Below are 15862 nucleotides of genomic sequence, written 5' to 3' on the forward strand. Positions count from 1 at the left end.
TCTCCCCCGCCAGGGGGAGAGGAGCAAGATTTGAGAGAATGAAAGAGAGAAGCAGCCGCTTCACCGGCGACGCCGTCATGGTCGGGACGGCCATGCTCATGGGGTCGAGCTATCCGTTCGCCAAGGACGTGCTCGGCGTCATGAGCCCCCTGCTCTACAGCGCCTCGCGCTACCTCGTGGCGTCCGGCTTCCTGTTCCTCGTCCTGGCGGCGATGCGCCGGCCGATCGCGCTGCCGACGCGCGACTGGGTGCCGATGATCCTGCTGTCATTGATCGGGGTCGCCCTGTTCCAGGCCTGCTGGGGGCTGGCCATGGCGCGCAGCGCGCCCTCCGTGGGCTCGATCGTGATGACCACGACCACGGCCTTCTCGGCCATCCTGGCCTGGCTGGGCGGCCGTCGCCTGCCGGCCCTGGGCTGGAGCGGCATCGCGATCGCCTTCCTGGGGGTCGTGCTGGTGGTCAACAACTCGCTGAGCCGCATCACCCTGTCCCTGGGAGGCCTCGACGGCACGCTGATCTGGATGCTGGCGGCCTTCGCCTGGGCGCTCTACGTCGACCGCTGCGCGCCCTACAACCTGCGCCTCGGCGCGCTCCGGGTCATGGCCTGGACCACCCTCTTCGGCTCGCTGGTCCTGCTGCCGGTCTCCCTGCTGTTCGATTCCCTCGGCGAGTTCGCCCGGCTCGACGGCCGCCTGCTGGGCTTCTGGCTCTACACCGCGATCTTCCCCGTGGGCGTCGCCTTCCTCGGCCTGACCGTCGGCCTCGACCGGCTGGGGGTGAGCCGGGTGATGGTCTACATGTACCTGATCCCGGTGGCCGGGGTCGGCCTGTCGGCGGCGTTCTTCGGCGACCCCCTGACCGCCGCCCGGGTCCTGGGCGGCCTGATCGTCCTCCTGGGCGTCATTCTGACGCGTGTCGCGCTCGACCGTGCGGCGCGTGTTCCTGTATGAACGGGCTGGCAGACTTAGAGGGATTCCAATGGCCCGCCCGGCCGCCAGCAAGAAGGCCTCTCCCAAGGCCGTGACCGAGATCCTGACCACCCCCGGAACCGGCGGGCGGCGGGCCTTCGTGTCGCGGGCCACCAAGGAGACGCGCATCGCCGCCGCCATCAACCTCGACGGCACCGGCAAGTACGACATCCGGACCGGCATCGGCTTCCTCGACCACATGCTCGAGCAGCTCTCCCGCCACAGCCTGATCGACATCACGCTGCGCGCCGAGGGCGACCTCCACATCGACTATCACCACACGACCGAGGACACGGGCATCGTGCTGGGCGAGTGCCTGACCAAGGCGTTGGGCGACCGCGCGGGCATCCGGCGCTACGGCGCGGCCCATATCCCGATGGACGAGACGCTGACGGAGGTGGCGCTCGACGCCTCCAACCGGCCCTACCTGATCTGGAAGGTGGCCTTCTCGCGGCCCAAGCTCGGCTCGATGGACACCGAGCTGTTCAAGGAATGGTTCCAGGCCTTCGCCCAGCTCGGCGGGCTGACGCTGCACGTCTGGAACCATTACGGCGAGAACAACCACCACATCGTCGAGAGCTGCTTCAAGGGCGTGGCCCGCGCCCTGCGCGCCGCCGTGGAGATCGATCCGCGCCAGGTGTCGGCGGTTCCCAGCACCAAGGGCGTGCTCTGAGCCCATCCTGATGACCGTTGCCATCGTCGACTACGGATCGGGCAACCTGCGATCCGCCGCGAAGGCCTTCGAGCGCGCCGCGCGCGAGGCCGGCGTCGACACACGCGTGCTCGTGACCTCCTCGCCGAACGAGGTCGCGGCCGCCGACCATATCGTCCTGCCCGGCGTCGGCGCCTTCGCCGACTGCCGCGCCGGCCTCTACGGCGTGCCCGGCATGGTCGACACGCTGAACGAGCAGGTGATCCGCCGCGGCAAGCCGTTCCTCGGCATCTGCGTCGGCATGCAGCTCATGGCGACGCGCGGCGTGGAGTACGGCATCCATGCCGGCCTCGACTGGATCGCCGGCGACGTCGTGCGCATCGAACCCGGCAGCACGGGCCTCAAGATCCCGCACATGGGCTGGAACGAGCTGGTCTCGCTGCGCCCGCATCCGCTGCTGGCCGGCATCGAAGAGGGCGACCACGCCTACTTCGTGCATTCGTTCCAGCTCAAGGCGCGTCGCGCCGACACCGTCCTGGCGCTGACCGAGTATGGCGGGCCGATCACCGCCGTGGTCGGCCGCGACAATCTCGCCGGCACCCAGTTCCACCCCGAGAAGAGCCAGGCGACCGGGCTGCGCCTGATCGCCAACTTCCTGCGCTGGAAGCCCTGACCGGCTGCGCCCGCGCCCGCTATGCCGCGGGCGACAACACCGCCGGGACGAGGCCCAGGAACGAGGCCAGGGAGCGCTCGATCAGGCGCGCGTCGAGCCCGTCCACGATGAACACCAGGCGCGAGGATCGCGGCCCGTCGGGCCAGGCGGCCATGTGGACCGGCGGATGCACGAGGTGCTGCACGCCGTGGATGGCGACCGGCGTCGCCGAGCCGGTGACGTTGAGGATGCCCTTCACCCGCAGCACCCGCTCGCCGTGCCGGTGAAGCAGCATGGTCAGCCACAGGCCGAAGGCCGTCCAGTCGACCGCGCCGTCGAGCGTCAGGGTGAAGGTATGGATGGTCTCGTCGTGCCGGTTGGGATCGCGGTCGGCCACCGGCGGCGGCGCGGCCTCGAGTTCGGCCGCCAGCCACCGGCGCGCCTGGGCGCTGCGGCTGGCGGTCGCGAACACGTCGTGCGCCAGCAACGCGGCGGCGTCGACCGGCCCCTCGGCCGAGCGCCACAGCGGCGCCGACGGATTGAGACGGCGCAGCCGCTCGACCAGCAGCTCGACCTCGGCCGCCTCGGCGAGATCGGTCTTGGTGAGAACCAGCCGGTCGGCCACGGCGACCTGCTTGGTGCTCTCGGGCTGGCGCGCCAGCTGGCGCAAGGCGTTCACCGCATCGACCGTGGTGATGACGTTGCCCAGGCGGAAATGATGCCGCAGGACGGGGTCGGCCTGCACAGTCGACAGGATGGGGAACGGATCGGCCAGCCCCGTGCTCTCGATCACCAGGCGGCGGAACCGCGGCGCCTTACCGCGCTCGCGCTTGCCGTGCAGGTCGCGGATGGCCGCCGAGAGATCGCCGCGGATGGTGCAGCAGACGCAACCCGACTGCAGCAGCACCATCGTGTCGTCGATCCGCTCCAGCAGATGATGGTCGAGGCCGACCTCGCCGAACTCGTTGATCAGCACGGCGGTGTCCGCGAGCGCCGGGTCGGCCAGCAGCTTCTGCAGGAGCGTGGTCTTGCCGGCACCCAGGAAGCCGGTGATCAGGTTGACCGGCGTGAAGAGCGGGGCCGGTGGTTCAGGCATCTCCTCCCTCCAGGCGCACGATGAGGTCCGCGTCGAGCGGGTCGCAGGGCCGGCCCAGCAGCTTCTCGGCCGCCGACCAGAGGTGACCCAGATCCTCGACCAGCTCGGTCTTGCCGGTGGCCGTCGACAGCACGAACGAGCTCGCCTGCCAGTCGCTGAGCGTCAGGCCGTAGTAGCGAAGGACACGGCTGGCGCAGGCGATGCGATGCGCCCGCTCGCGGCGGCGCTGCAGGGCATCGACGTTGCGCGTAAAGACGCCCGGCCGCGCCGCGGCATCGGTCCAGTGGTCGGCCCCGCCGAGCACGCCGCAGAGCGCGCACATGTTATGTCATCCCGAGGCCGAAGGCCGAGGGACCTTCAAGGCCACAGGTAAAGGTCCCTCGCTGCGCTCGGGATGACATGCGTTCTCTCACTTCTTCCGCGGGAAACGGCGGGCGAAGTCGTCCGCCATCTCGTTCATCGTCGCGAAGCGCACGCCGGGATGGCCGATCATGTGATGGTAGAGGCGCTCCAGCATCATCAGCACGTGCGGCCTTCCCGAGACGTCGGGATGGATGGTCATCGGAAACACCGCATAGTCGTACTCGCGATAAACCCAGTCGAACTGGTCGCGCCACATCTGCTCGATGTCGCGCGGATTGACGAAGCCGTGACTGTTCGGCGACTTCTTGATGAACATCATCGGCGGCAGGTCGTCGAGGTACCAGCTCGCCGGGATCTCGATCAGGTCGGTCTCCTGCCCGCGCTGCAGCGGCACCATCCATTCGGCGGGCTTGCGGGCGTAGTCGATCTTGGTCCAGCTGTCGCCCACCCGCACGTAGTAGGGCTGGTGGTCGTTGTGCATCAGCGAATGGTCGTACTTGATGCCGCGCTCGAGCAGCAGCTCGTTGGTGACCGGCGAGAACTCCCACCACGGCGCCACGTAGCCGGTCGGTCGCTTGCCCGAGAGCCGGGTGACGAGCTCGATGCACTTGTCGAGAATCTCCGTCTCCTGCTCGCGCGTCATGGCGATCGGGTTTTCGTGGCTGTAGCCGTGGATGCCGATCTCGTGGCCGGCGTCGGCGACGGCCTTCATCTCCTTGGGAAAGGTCTCGATCGAGTGGCCGGGAATGAACCAGGTCGTCTTGATGCCGAGCCGCCCGAACATCTTGAGCAGCCGAGGGCTGCCGACCTCACCGGCGAACAGGCCGCGGGAGATGTCGTCGGGCGAGTCCTCGCCGCCGTAGCTGCCGAGCCATCCCGCGACGGCATCGACGTCTACGCCGAAACCGCACAAAATCTCTTTGGCCATCGTCCGAACTCCCCGATCGGTTCAGTAGACGCCGCCGAGCAAAAAGCGTTCCGACGGCCTTTGCTGCAGTGCACACCCGCGGCGGCGTGCCCGGTGGAGAGGCCAGCGCAGCCCGTCAGCGCGCGAGAGGCAGGGGCGCGCGCAGGGCCGCCAGAGGTGGCCGGCGGTGGGGATTGCGCGCTGCAGCATCCCACATCAATCGAGGATCGAACGATTCGGCGGCAAAGATGGTCACGAAGACGACGGCGCAGAAGGCCAGCGCGCCGACTCCCGGCTCGATGGTGACGACACGCCCGAACTGCACCAGCGCACCCAGCAGCGATTCCATGAAGATGTCGACCATGGACCAGCGCCCGACCCAGGTGACGACGTGATACAGCGCGGTGCGCTGGCGAAGCAGGACGCCGGCCGCCCCGTCGGGCCGGCCGACTTGCGTCGCAATCAGCATGCTCGCCAGCCCGAGCAGCTTGAACAGCGGCACCAGGATGCTGGCAAAGAAGACCAGCAGGGCCAGCGGGTACATCTGCGACGCCAGCAGCTCCTCGACGCCGCCCAGGATCGTGCTGGGCTCGCCCGCGCCGAGCTGCATCACGGTCAGAACCGGATAGACGTTGGCCGGGATGTAGAGAATGGACGCCGCGATCACCAGCGCCCAGGTGCGCCCGACGCTGCCGGGCTTGCGCTCGTGCACGGTGGCGCCGCAGCGCGGGCAGCTTCCACCGGTCTGGGCCGGCACGCAGACCAGGCCGCAGCTTTCGCAGCCGGCGCTGCCCATCCGCCATTCCAGCGATGCCACCGCCGGCATCGGCGCATGCGTCTGGCCGGTCCGCTCGATCTCTTCCCACACCGCCTGCGGGTCGAGGGCCAGCTCGGCCCAGACGAGCACGATGGTGAGGACGCCCAGCGCGTAGACGGCAGGGCCGAGCTCGATGGTCACGAGGTCGCCGAGCTTGGTGTAGGCCACGAACACGCCGAGCAGCAGAACCTCGAGCATCGACCAGGGGCCGAGCCGGCGGGCCAGGCGGAAGACTCCCCTGAGGTTGGGCGGCGGCCGGCGAATCTTGAGGCCGATCAGCACGTAGAGCGTGCCCAGGAACTTGCCGAGCGGCGCGAAGGCCGTCGTAAAGGCGACCGCGAGCGCGAGCGGCCACAAGCCGCGGTCGACGAGCTCGAGCGGCCCCGATTGCAGGGTGGTCTCGCGCACGATGCCGGCCGTCGAGACCTTCATCAGCATGGCGAGCCACAGCACGGCGAACAGCGCCAGCGCCGCCAGGGTGAGCGCGAGATGGTGGTTGAGCGGGTCCGCGCGCGTCAGGCGCAGGGCCGTGCCGCAGCGCTGGCAGTCGGAACGCATGTTCGGCGCCATCGCCGGCACGATCTGGAACAGGCCGCAGCCCGGGCACTCGCGAAGCTGCGGCGGCGTCATCGTCACTGCAGCAGCGTGGCGACCCCGTCGGCCAGCTCGCCGAGGGCATCGCTGATCGCCGCCACCAGCGCCGGCGTGCCGGGCGTTCCGAGCGGCCGGGAGATGGTGAAGTTGCGGGCGGCCAGGCGCCGCGGCCGGTTGAACTCCACCGCCACCTGGGCCGCCAGGATCAGCGAGCCCGCACGATCGGCGTCGAGCCGCTGGATGTTGACGCCGACCGTGGCGTTGTAGTCGGCGGTGATGGAGCCAGCCTCGCTGTAGACCTTGCAGTTGGGCAGTCGCTGCGACAGCTCGACCACCAGCACGCGGCCGATCAGGCCGCCCAGCGGCTCGCCCCACCAGTCGTTGGCGCGGATGTCGAGCTTGTAGTCCTCCGACGACCGCACGACCTCCTTGCGGTCGAGATAGCTCGCAAGGCCGATATCCTTGACCATGACGATCCTCGGACCGCCCGGCAGGACCGGGCCGTCGCGCGGCGCGATCGTGAAGTAGTTCGGCTCCGGCGACGAGCAGGCGCCCGCCAGCAGCGGCAGGACGGCGCCGGCGAAGCCGCGGCGACCAAGCTTGATCGGTGTCGTCATTCCCTGCCCGTATTGGTGCGGCCCCGGATCAGGGCCTCGGGATGCCGCGCCAGCAGATCCGTCAGCGCACGGATCGAGCGGGCGGCATCGGTGAGCTGCGGCAGCAGCCGATCGAGATCGCGGCGGAAGCGGGAATCGTCGCCGTAGCCGGCATTGACCGAGGAGATCAGCCGGTTGGCCTGGGTGACGGCATCCTGCAGCTGCGCGGCGATGGCGGGCAGGCGCTTCAGCGCCGGCCCGGCATCCTTGTCGAGCTTGCGGGCGATGTCCTGCAGGTCGACCATGGCGCCTTCGAGCGCGGCCAGCGTCTTCTTGATCTGCGGGCCGTTGATCGTGACGTCGATCCCTTCGGCCGCGCGCGACAGGCTGCGGCCGATCCGGTCGAAGTCGATGCGGTTGATCTTGGACAGCAGCTCGTTGGCCGAACGGGTGATGGAATCGAAGCCGCCCGTTTCCGACGCCGGAATGACGTAGACGTCGCCGTCACGCTCGAGGTCGGCCGGCTTGGCGTCGTCGACCCGCTCCAGTGCGATGATCTTGCCGCCGGTGATCAGGCTCGGCGCCTGCAGCGTGGCGCGCAGGCCGCGGCGGATCATCTCTTCGGCGAGCTTGGCCGGATCGATGGCCTCGGCCTTGGCGATGTTGCGGATGCGACCCGCCTCGACCCGGTAGTGGACCGGCACGACGATCCGGTCGAGCTTGGCGTCGTAGACGAGCGCCACGTCGGTCACCTCCCCGATCTTGAGCCCGTGCAGGGTCACGTCGGCGCCGACATCCAGGCCGGAGACGGAACCGGGAAAATACGAGACGAGATGGAGCTGCTGCCCGAAGCCTGCCGCCTTGGCGGCCTCGAGGTTGGGATAGAGGGGGAACAGGTGGCTGGCATCGGCGCGCGGCTGGTCGGTGTCCGGCGTGTCGAAGGCGAGGCCGCCCAGCAGCAGGGCGCGCAGCGATTCCATCTGCACCGTCACCCCCTCGGCGCCCAGCTTGAGGGACAGGCCCGACGCGTTCCAGAAAGAAGAGTCGGTGTGCACATACTGGTCGAACGGGGAGCGCACGAACGCGTGGATGGTGACGTTCCGGGCGAGGTCGCCGAGATCCCAGCCCAGCACCATGCCGACCTCGATGTCGCGGTAGAAGATCGGCGAGCCGAGGCTGACCGATCCCAGGCGCTTGGACTTCAGGCTGAAGGTCGTGCCTTTCGCCCACGCCTGCAGCACCGGTGGATCCTGCTCCCCGACGAAGTGCCGCTTGGCGACGCCCGATTCGGACGACGGGCGCATGCCGATGTAGGAGCCCGACAGAAGCGTATCGAGGCCGGTGATGTTTCCCGCGAAGAGCTGCGGCTTGACGACCCAGAATGCCGTCTTGTCGGTGAGCAGCGACTCGGCCTCGCGCACCGTCTCGATCGTGACGATGACATGGGTGAGGTCCGGCGACAGGCTGATCGACTTTACCGTGCCCATGACCACGTTCTTGTACTTGAGCTGCGACTGGCCGGCCGTCAGGCCGGAGGCGCTCTCGAACTCGACGGTGATCGTCGGTCCCCGCTTGGAGAATGTGTCCCAGGCCAGCCAGCCGCCGATCAGGGCGGTGATCAGGGGCACGATCCAGACGAGCGGTATGCGGCGGCGGCGGCGAACGCCCGCTGTTGGCAGCTCTCTCGGCGCTCCGCTGTCCGTCATCTTACCTTCTGGTGCGCAGTTACCGGCCGGAAGGTAACTTAAAACACCCGCGCTGCAAGCAGGTCGCAAGGCCCTGCCTCGGAACCGCCCTGCGTCCGCCCGGCGACGGTGCCGGCCGGGAGACGCGCGCGACCGGCCCTGTTCCCAGTCGCAGGATTCAGACGCCCGGCGGCCTCTTGGCCCAGTGATAGCCGTGCACCGCCTGCTGGTAGGCGTAGTCGAACAGCGCCTGCATGTAGGCACGGTCGAAGGGACCCGGCAGGACCTTGTTGAAGTCGCGGCCGATGAAGGCGAGGTTGAAGTCGACCCCGTCGCGCTGCGTGGTGTTGTAGATGCGGATCACGTCGTTCAAGCCCGACACGGCGATCATGGTCGAGATCGCACGGCCCACGATGCCCAGCGTCTGGCGCTCGACAACCGACCATTCCGGGTCGAGGCGCCCGTTGCGGATGATGTAGGCGCGGGCCTCGACCACCGGCTGGCCGGCACGCCGGCGCTGCTCGCGATTGCGGGTCAGCGCCGAGGGATAGAGGAACGTCTGGGCGACGGCGCCGCCGTCGACATGCATCTCCTGATAGGTCTTTCCGTCCAGCGTCACCTCGACCATGGTGGGCGGAAAGGCGCCCGGGATGGCCGCCGAGGCCAGCAGGACGCGCCGGATCGTATCGGCGGCGCGCGGATGGCCGCTCTTGGCAATGGCGCCGATATTCCAGATCACCGGCACCTGGGCATCGAGATCGGTCGAGGCGATCAGCAGCAGGCGCCCCTCGTCGTAGGCCTTGGCGATCGCCACCAGGAGCTGATCGTTCACGTACTGCGAGATCGTCGCGAGCAGCGGGGCATTGTCGGCCATGGCATCGTCGAAGATCGCCGCCGTGATGCCGCGCTTGGCGAGGATCCGGTCGGCCGAGGTTTCGGTGTAGACGGCGCGCAACTGCGGATCGTAGGCCGGTCCGAGGAAGGCGAAGGGCGCCGACAGCGCGCCGGTGCTGATCCCCGTCACGAGGTCGAACGTGGGCCGCGTGCCCTGTGCGCTCCAGCCGCACAGCAGGCCGGCGCCGAACGCGCCGTTCTCGCCGCCGCCCGAGATCGCCAGCATCTGGAGCTGGGGCATCTGGGCGACGCCGGTGATGCCGCGGGCGCGCATCTGCCGCATCATCGCGGCGGCGAACTCGGCCTCCAGCGGCCCGATGCCCATCGCCGGGAAGAACCGCTCGTTGGGGATGCCCAGCACGCTCGCCTGGCCGGTCCGGTTGAGCGGCACGGGCGGCTGGCGTTCGGGATGCGAGCAGGCGGCCGTGCCCGCCAGGCTCGCCGCAGCGGCACTCCCGCGCAGGAAGGCGCGACGCGTCGATGCGATTATCGGCTTCTCACTCATTGCGCTCCCCCGGTCCGCCGGGGCCGCTCTAACAGAAAATGCAGGCGCTTTGCAATTAGCGCGAAGCGCGCATCAACGCTCGCGGTCGTCGATGTCGCGCGCCAGGACCTCGCGCTTGCCGACATGGTTGGCCGGGCTGACGACGCCCTCGCGCTCCATGCGCTCGACGATGCGGGCGGCCCGGTTGTAGCCGATCTGCAGGTAGCGCTGGATGAAGCTGGTGCTGCACTTGCGCTCGCGCGCCACCAAGGCGATCGCCTGATCGTAGAGCTGGTCGCTCTCGCCGTCCTCACTGTCGCCGGCCGGCAGGCCGCCCTCCCCGGCCTCGGGATCGTCGGTGACCGATTCGATGTAGGCCGGGGCGCCCTGGGCCCGCAGATGGCGGACCACCTCCTCGACCTCGCCGTCGCTCACGAACGGGCCGTGCACGCGGGCGATCTTGCCGCCGCCGGCCATGTAGAGCATGTCGCCCTGGCCGAGCAGCTGCTCGCCGCCCTGCTCGCCCAGGATGGTGCGGCTGTCGATCTTGGACGTCACCTGGAACGAGATGCGGGTCGGGAAATTGGCCTTGATGGTGCCGGTGATAACGTCGACCGACGGGCGCTGCGTCGCCATGATGACGTGGATGCCGGCGGCGCGCGCCATCTGGGCCAGCCGCTGCACCGCCGCCTCGATCTCCTTGCCGGCGACCAGCATCAGGTCGGCCATCTCGTCGATGATGACCACGATGAAGGGAAGCGCGTCGAGGTCGATCTCCTCTTCCTCGAAGATCGGCCGGCGCGTCTCGGGATCGATGCCGGTCTGGACCTGGCGGGTCAGCGCCTGGCCCTTGCGGCGCGCGTCGGCCAGCCGCTCGTTGTAGCCGGCGATGTTGCGCACGCCGAGCGCGCTCATGGCGCGGTAGCGGTCTTCCATCTCGCGCACCACCCACTTCAGCGCCACGATCGCCTTGCGCGGCTCGGTGACGACGGGCGTCAGGAGATGCGGGATGTCCTGGTAGACGCTGAGCTCCAGCATCTTGGGATCGATCATGATGAAGCGGCAGCGATCCGGCGGCAGCCTGTAGAGCAGCGACAGGATCATGGTGTTGACCGCCACCGACTTGCCCGAGCCGGTGGTGCCGCCGATCAGCAGATGCGGCATGCGGGCGAGGTCGGCGATCACCGGATCGCCGCCGATGTCCTTGCCCAGCGCCAGGGGCAGGCCAAGTCGCGTGTCCTCGTAATGACGGGTCGACAGCAGCTCGCGCAGGAACACCATCTCGCGCCGCGCATTGGGCAGCTCGATGCCGATCACGTTGCGACCCGGCACGGTGGCGACGCGCGCCGACACCGCGCTCATCGAGCGGGCGATGTCGTCGGCGAGGCCGATCACGCGGCTCGACTTGGTGCCGGGGGCCGGTTCGAGCTCGTAGAGCGTCACGACCGGTCCCGGCCGCACCTTCACGATCTGGCCCTTGACGCCGAAATCGTCGAGCACGGTCTCGAGCAGGCGGGCATTCTGCTCCAGCGCCTCCTCGTCGATCTTGGTCTCGGCGCTGACCCGCGAGGGCGACGACAGGATGTCGAGCGGCGGCAGCTGGTACTCCCCCGTCGCCAGATCGAGCTCGCGCTGGCCGGCCTTGGCGGCCCGCTTGCCCTGCGCGGCGGCCGACTTGCGCGGCATGATCTTGACGCCGCTGGCGGCGGGCGCAGCCGTCGGCTCGTCGGCCGGATCGTCGGGCGTGAAGGGGTTGTCGTCCTCCCCCTCGGCCTCGGTCTCGAACGCCGGCGGCGGCTCGGCGGCGGCGACCGGCACCGGCGCGGGCTCCTCGTCGAACTCCTCGGGCGGAGCCGCGGGCGGCAGGGCGGCGGGCGGTGGCGCGGCCGGGCGGAGACGGCCCAGGACGGGCTCGATGCGGCGGCCGGCCAGGCGGTCGAACAGCGTGCGGTCCTGCACCGACTCCGGCACCGACTCCGTCGCCGGCGGCGGCTCCTGGGCCTGCAGGGCGCCCGGCGGCGGCTCCGGGATCTCGCCCGTCGGCCGCTCGATCGGCGCATACGGTGCGTCGACCATGAGGGATTCGCGCGCCGGCAGCGGCACCCCCTCTTCCGGGATCGGCTCCTGGCGGTCCTGGAAATGCGCCGGGTCGTACTGGCTGGCGTCGATCTCGCCAGGGATCTCGGCGTAGCCGATCGCCGGACCCGGCAGGTCGCTCTCCTCGTCGATCGTCGCCGGCTTGCCGCGCCACAGGCCGATGCCCGCCCGCACCAGCCAGCCGGCGCCGAGGAACGGCGCGCGCAGGATGCGGAAGATCAGCGGCAGGTCGGTGCGGTTCATGCCCAGCGCCGGCGCCATGGCGATGAAGGCGAGCGCGGCGCAGACCGGCTCGATCAGCGCGAGGCTGCCGCCGCTGGAGTGGCTCAGCACCACTTCTCGGAAACGGCCCACCAGCGCCAGCCCGACCAGGCCGCCCGGCCCGGCATGGGTGGCGGCCGCCCCGACATCGCCCAGGCCGACGCAGGCGACGCTCATCATCAGCAGGGCCAGGAGCAGAAGCGACAGGCGCAGGCCGAAGAATCCGAGATGGTGGGTGCGCACCATGCGCACCCCCCAGGTGATCAGCGCGACCGGCACCAGCACGATGGCGAGGCCGAAGGTCTGCAGCAGCAGGTCCGAGACGTAGGCGCCCGGCAGGCCGAGGATGTTGTGCGGCGCCCGCGACGTGGCGTGGTTCAGTGAAGGATCGAGCGGATTGAAGGTGAACAGGGCCAGCAGGAGCAGGACGCCCGCCGCGGCGACCGCGGCGCCCACCATCTCCATCATGCGCCGTCGCAGGAAGTCGCGCCCGCCTTCCGGCAGGATCGCCGTCTTGCGGGGGACGAAGGAGGCGGCGCCGATGATCGCCATGCCGGGCCCTAGAGCACCGAAGCGAGGCGGGCCATCGCCTCCCGCGTCGTGGCCTCGTCATGCACCAGCGCCACCCGGATGAAGCGCTGGCCGACATTGGTTCCGCCGGTCTCGCGGCAGACATAGGCGCCCGGCAGGACCTTGAGATGGGCCTCGCCCCACAGCTTGCGGGTCGCCTCCTCGCCGTCGCCGACATCGAGCCACAGGAAGAACCCGCCGCCGGGCGTGAAGTAGCCGAAGCGGTTGTGCAGGATCTGCTCGGCGACGCGGAAATTGCGCCTGTACCATTCGCGCGTCTCGACCGGATGGGTCTCCTCGCGCCACAGCGCCGCCGACGCCTTCTGGACGGCGAAGGGAATCTGCGGCCCGCCATAGGTCCGCCAGCGCAGCAGCATCGCGACCAGCCGCGGATCGCCTGCCATGAAGCCGGAGCGCAGGCCGGCGGCGTTCGAGCGCTTGGACAGAGAATGGAAGACGACGACGTTGCGGAACGGGTCCTTGCCGTCCGTCTCGTCCATGGCGAGCGCCGCCTCGAGGCCGCCGACCGGAGCCTCGCGCGTGTAGATCTCGGCGTAGCACTCGTCGATCGCCAGCACCGTGTCGTGGGCGCGGCACTTGGCGATCAGCGCCTGCAGATAGGCGACATCGGCGATGGCGCCCTGCGGGTTGGCGGGCGAGCAGAGATAGACGACCGCCAGCCGGTCCCAGGTCGCGTCGTCGAGCCCGAGGAAGTCGGGCAGGAAGCCCGTCTCGACGTTGGCATTGACCAGCAGCGGCTCGGCGCCGGAGAGGACCGCGCCGCCGAGATAGGCCTGGTAGAAGGGGTTGGGCAGGGCGACGATCGGCCGGCCGCCGGCCTTCTGCTGCGGCGTCGCCACCGTGGCGATGATGTAGACGCCTTCCTTGCTGCCGGCGGTCGGCATGACATGGCGCGCCGGATCGAGCAGGCCGGCCGGCAGGCGGTAGCGGCGCGTCAGCCACTCGACGATGGCGAGGTTGAGGTCGGGAATGCCCTGGTTGGGCGGATAGCGGTTCCAGCCATCGACCTCGTCGGCGACGATCTTGCGGGCGAAGGCCGGCATCGCACCCTGCGGCTCGCCGACCGACATGTTGATCAGGGAGAGATGCGCCGGCGGAGTGATCGGGGCGATGAGAGTATTGAGCCGCGCGAACGGAAAATCGGTCAGCTCCTCCGTGAGGCGCGGATTGAACATCGAGACCATCCAATGGGCCGGCTCGGCCGAGGCAAAGCGATCACGCCGGCCAAGGGGACCCGGCCGGACCAACTATTGCCGCATTCTATGAAACAAATAAGCCAATCACAACAAAGGAATAGGCCGGATTCTTCATGCACGGGCCGACCTGGGGCTCGGCGCACGCCCGCCGCTAGAGGGCGTTCGATCCGGTCTCGCCGGTGCGGATGCGGACGGCCTGCTCGACCGGGGTGATGAAGATCTTGCCGTCGCCGATCTTGCCGGTATGGGCGGCCTTCTGGATGACCTCGACGGCCCGCTCGACCTGGGCATCGTCGATCACGATCTCGACCTTCACCTTGGGCAGGAAGCTCACCAGATACTCCGCGCCGCGGTAGATCTCGGTCTGGCCCTTCTGCCGGCCGAAGCCCTTCACCTCGCTGACGGTCAGGCCGGAAACGCCGACACCGGTCAGGGCATCCCGCACCTCGTCGAGCTTGAACGGCTTGATGATGGCGGACACCAGCTTCATGGGGCTCTCCTCCTGCCTTCCGACCCTGTGCGGACAGACTGGCGTCTGGCGGCCGCGGCGTCAAACGGGCCAAGAAAAATGGCCCGGCGAGTGGACTCGCCGGGCCCGGAGGAACCGCCGCGACACGGAAGCGGCGGGAGAGGGAACCAGGAGGAGGGGGTTCCCGAGAGCGTCGCGCGACGGTCCTAGTGGATCGTCTCGCCGTGCAGGTTGATGTCGAGGCCTTCGATCTCTTCCTCGGCCGTGACGCGCAGGCCGATCATCAGATCGACGACCTTGAGGATGATGAAGGTCGCGACGGCGCACCAGGCGATGCAGACCAGCGAGCCCCAGAGCTGGGTCAGGACCTGGCCGGGGTTGCCGTCGATCAGGCCCTTCTTGCCCTCGCCGCCGATCACCTCGACCGCGAATACGCCGGTCAGGATGGCGCCGACGAAGCCGCCGATGCCATGGACGCCGAACGCGTCGAGCGAGTCGTCGTAGCCCATCGCCTTCTTGAGCGACGTCGCGCCCCAGAAGCAGACCAGGCCGGCGACGATGCCGATGGCCAGCGAGCCCATGGGATTGACGAAGCCCGAGGCCGGCGTGATCGCGACCAGGCCGGCCACGGCGCCGGAGATGATGCCGAGCACCGACGGCTTGCCGCGCGTGACCCACTCCGCGAACATCCAGGCGAGCGCCGCCGCGGCCGTCGCGAACTGCGTCACCGCCATCGCCATGCCGGCATTCGTGCTGGCGGCAACCGCCGAGCCGGCGTTGAAGCCGAACCAGCCGACCCACAGCAGCGAGGCGCCGATCACCGAGTAGACGAGGTTGAACGGCGCCATGTTGTCGCTGCCGAAGCCCTTGCGCTTGCCGATCACCAGCGCGCACACTAGGCCAGCGACGCCGGCATTGATGTGAACGACGGTGCCGCCGGCGAAGTCGAGCACGCCCCAGTCGCCCAGGAAGCCGCCGCCCCACACCCAATGGGCGATCGGCGCGTAGACGATCAGCGACCACAGGGCCATGAACCACATCATCGCCGAGAACTTCATGCGCTCGGCGAAGGCGCCGGCGATCAGCGCCGGAGTGATGATGGCAAAGGTGAGCTGGAAGCAGAGGAAGACCGATTCCGGGATGGTCTTGGCGAGATCCTGCACGCTGTCGAGCGTGAGGCCGCGCAGGAAGATGCGGCCGAGGCCGCCCACGATCGTGCTGCCCTCGGAGAAGGCGAGGCTGTAGCCGATCAGCACCCAGAGCACCGTGATCAGGCAGGTGATGGCGAAGCTCTGCATGACCGTCGCCAGCACGTTCTTCTTGCGCACCATGCCGCCGTAGAACAGCGCGAGTCCGGGGATCGTCATCATCAGGACCAGCGCCGTGGAGGTGAGCATCCAGGCGGTGTCGCCGGTATCGAGCTTGGGCTTGTTGTCCTGGGCCAGCACGAGGGCCGGCGCGAGCAGCATGCCGGCCGCCCCAAGGCCGGCGAGCAGCGGGTTGAGCTTGAGTTTCATCGTATTTCCCTCGGATTGTTGAT

14 protein-coding genes are annotated in these 15862 nt (G+C 69.1%); 3 read left to right on the top strand and 11 right to left on the bottom strand.

Features of this window, described 5'->3' with window-relative positions; genetic code table 11:
* The first annotated feature begins 38 nt into the window (after positions 1 to 38).
* From ACO073_RS02965 to hisH, 3 genes are read left to right on the top strand one after another with little or no spacing between them, the layout of a single operon-like run.
* The gene (locus tag ACO073_RS02965) at positions 39 to 950 is read left to right on the top strand and encodes a DMT family transporter (protein WP_421995110.1); all 912 of its coding nucleotides are present in this window, start codon (positions 39 to 41) and stop codon (positions 948 to 950) included.
* 28 nt (positions 951 to 978) lie between these two features.
* Positions 979 to 1641, top strand: coding sequence for an imidazoleglycerol-phosphate dehydratase HisB (gene hisB, locus ACO073_RS02970; RefSeq protein WP_421995112.1), 663 nt, complete (start codon positions 979 to 981; stop codon positions 1639 to 1641).
* A gap of 10 nt (positions 1642 to 1651) precedes the next feature.
* A complete protein-coding gene (hisH, locus tag ACO073_RS02975; RefSeq protein WP_421995114.1) occupies positions 1652 to 2293 on the top strand; it encodes an imidazole glycerol phosphate synthase subunit HisH in 642 nt (213 codons plus the stop codon).
* A gap of 19 nt (positions 2294 to 2312) precedes the next feature.
* On the opposite strand, the gene ACO073_RS02980 is transcribed toward hisH, so the two are convergent.
* The 11 genes from ACO073_RS02980 to ACO073_RS03030 all read right to left on the bottom strand — a co-directional run bounded on the left by ACO073_RS02980 (position 2313) and on the right by ACO073_RS03030 (position 15839).
* The gene (locus ACO073_RS02980; RefSeq protein ID WP_421995116.1) at positions 2313 to 3368 is read right to left on the bottom strand and encodes a CobW family GTP-binding protein; all 1056 of its coding nucleotides are present in this window, start codon (positions 3366 to 3368) and stop codon (positions 2313 to 2315) included.
* Positions 3361 to 3690, bottom strand: a complete 330-nt coding sequence (locus ACO073_RS02985; RefSeq protein ID WP_421995118.1) for a hypothetical protein — start codon at positions 3688 to 3690, stop codon at positions 3361 to 3363. The genes ACO073_RS02980 and ACO073_RS02985 overlap by 8 nt, the downstream gene beginning before the upstream one ends.
* Positions 3691 to 3777: 87 nt before the next feature.
* A complete protein-coding gene (locus ACO073_RS02990; RefSeq protein ID WP_421995120.1) occupies positions 3778 to 4659 on the bottom strand; it encodes a polysaccharide deacetylase family protein in 882 nt (293 codons plus the stop codon).
* 115 nt (positions 4660 to 4774) lie between these two features.
* On the bottom strand, positions 4775 to 6085 hold the full coding sequence (locus ACO073_RS02995) for a paraquat-inducible protein A (RefSeq protein ID WP_421997383.1): 1311 nt from the start codon (positions 6083 to 6085) through the stop codon (positions 4775 to 4777).
* 2 nt (positions 6086 to 6087) lie between these two features.
* Positions 6088 to 6666 carry a PqiC family protein gene (locus ACO073_RS03000; RefSeq protein ID WP_421995122.1) on the bottom strand — a complete coding sequence of 193 codons (579 nt, stop codon included), beginning with the start codon at positions 6664 to 6666 and terminating at the stop codon, positions 6088 to 6090.
* Positions 6663 to 8273: an intermembrane transport protein PqiB gene (locus tag ACO073_RS03005; protein WP_421995124.1), complete on the bottom strand. Its 1611-nt coding sequence runs from the start codon at positions 8271 to 8273 to the stop codon at positions 6663 to 6665. Before ACO073_RS03005 ends, ACO073_RS03000 begins: the two co-directional genes overlap by 4 nt.
* Positions 8274 to 8508: 235 nt before the next feature.
* Positions 8509 to 9729 (bottom strand): patatin-like phospholipase family protein, encoded by a 1221-nt coding sequence (locus ACO073_RS03010; RefSeq protein ID WP_421995126.1) that lies wholly within the window; start codon positions 9727 to 9729, stop codon positions 8509 to 8511.
* Between the two features lie 72 nt (positions 9730 to 9801).
* Entirely contained in the window at positions 9802 to 12618 is a 2817-nt protein-coding gene (locus ACO073_RS03015) for a DNA translocase FtsK 4TM domain-containing protein (protein WP_421995128.1), read from the bottom strand.
* Positions 12619 to 12626: 8 nt separating this feature from the next.
* Complete coding sequence (locus tag ACO073_RS03020) at positions 12627 to 13832, bottom strand: aminotransferase class I/II-fold pyridoxal phosphate-dependent enzyme (protein WP_421995130.1); 1206 nt, start codon at positions 13830 to 13832, stop codon at positions 12627 to 12629.
* Positions 13833 to 14004: 172 nt separating this feature from the next.
* The gene (locus ACO073_RS03025) at positions 14005 to 14343 is read right to left on the bottom strand and encodes a P-II family nitrogen regulator (protein ID WP_421995132.1); all 339 of its coding nucleotides are present in this window, start codon (positions 14341 to 14343) and stop codon (positions 14005 to 14007) included.
* A gap of 185 nt (positions 14344 to 14528) precedes the next feature.
* The gene (locus ACO073_RS03030) at positions 14529 to 15839 is read right to left on the bottom strand and encodes an ammonium transporter (protein ID WP_421995134.1); all 1311 of its coding nucleotides are present in this window, start codon (positions 15837 to 15839) and stop codon (positions 14529 to 14531) included.
* Positions 15840 to 15862 lie beyond the last annotated feature (23 nt).

The organism is Reyranella sp., from assembly GCF_965229815.1.
Lineage (GTDB): Bacteria > Pseudomonadota > Alphaproteobacteria > Reyranellales > Reyranellaceae > Reyranella.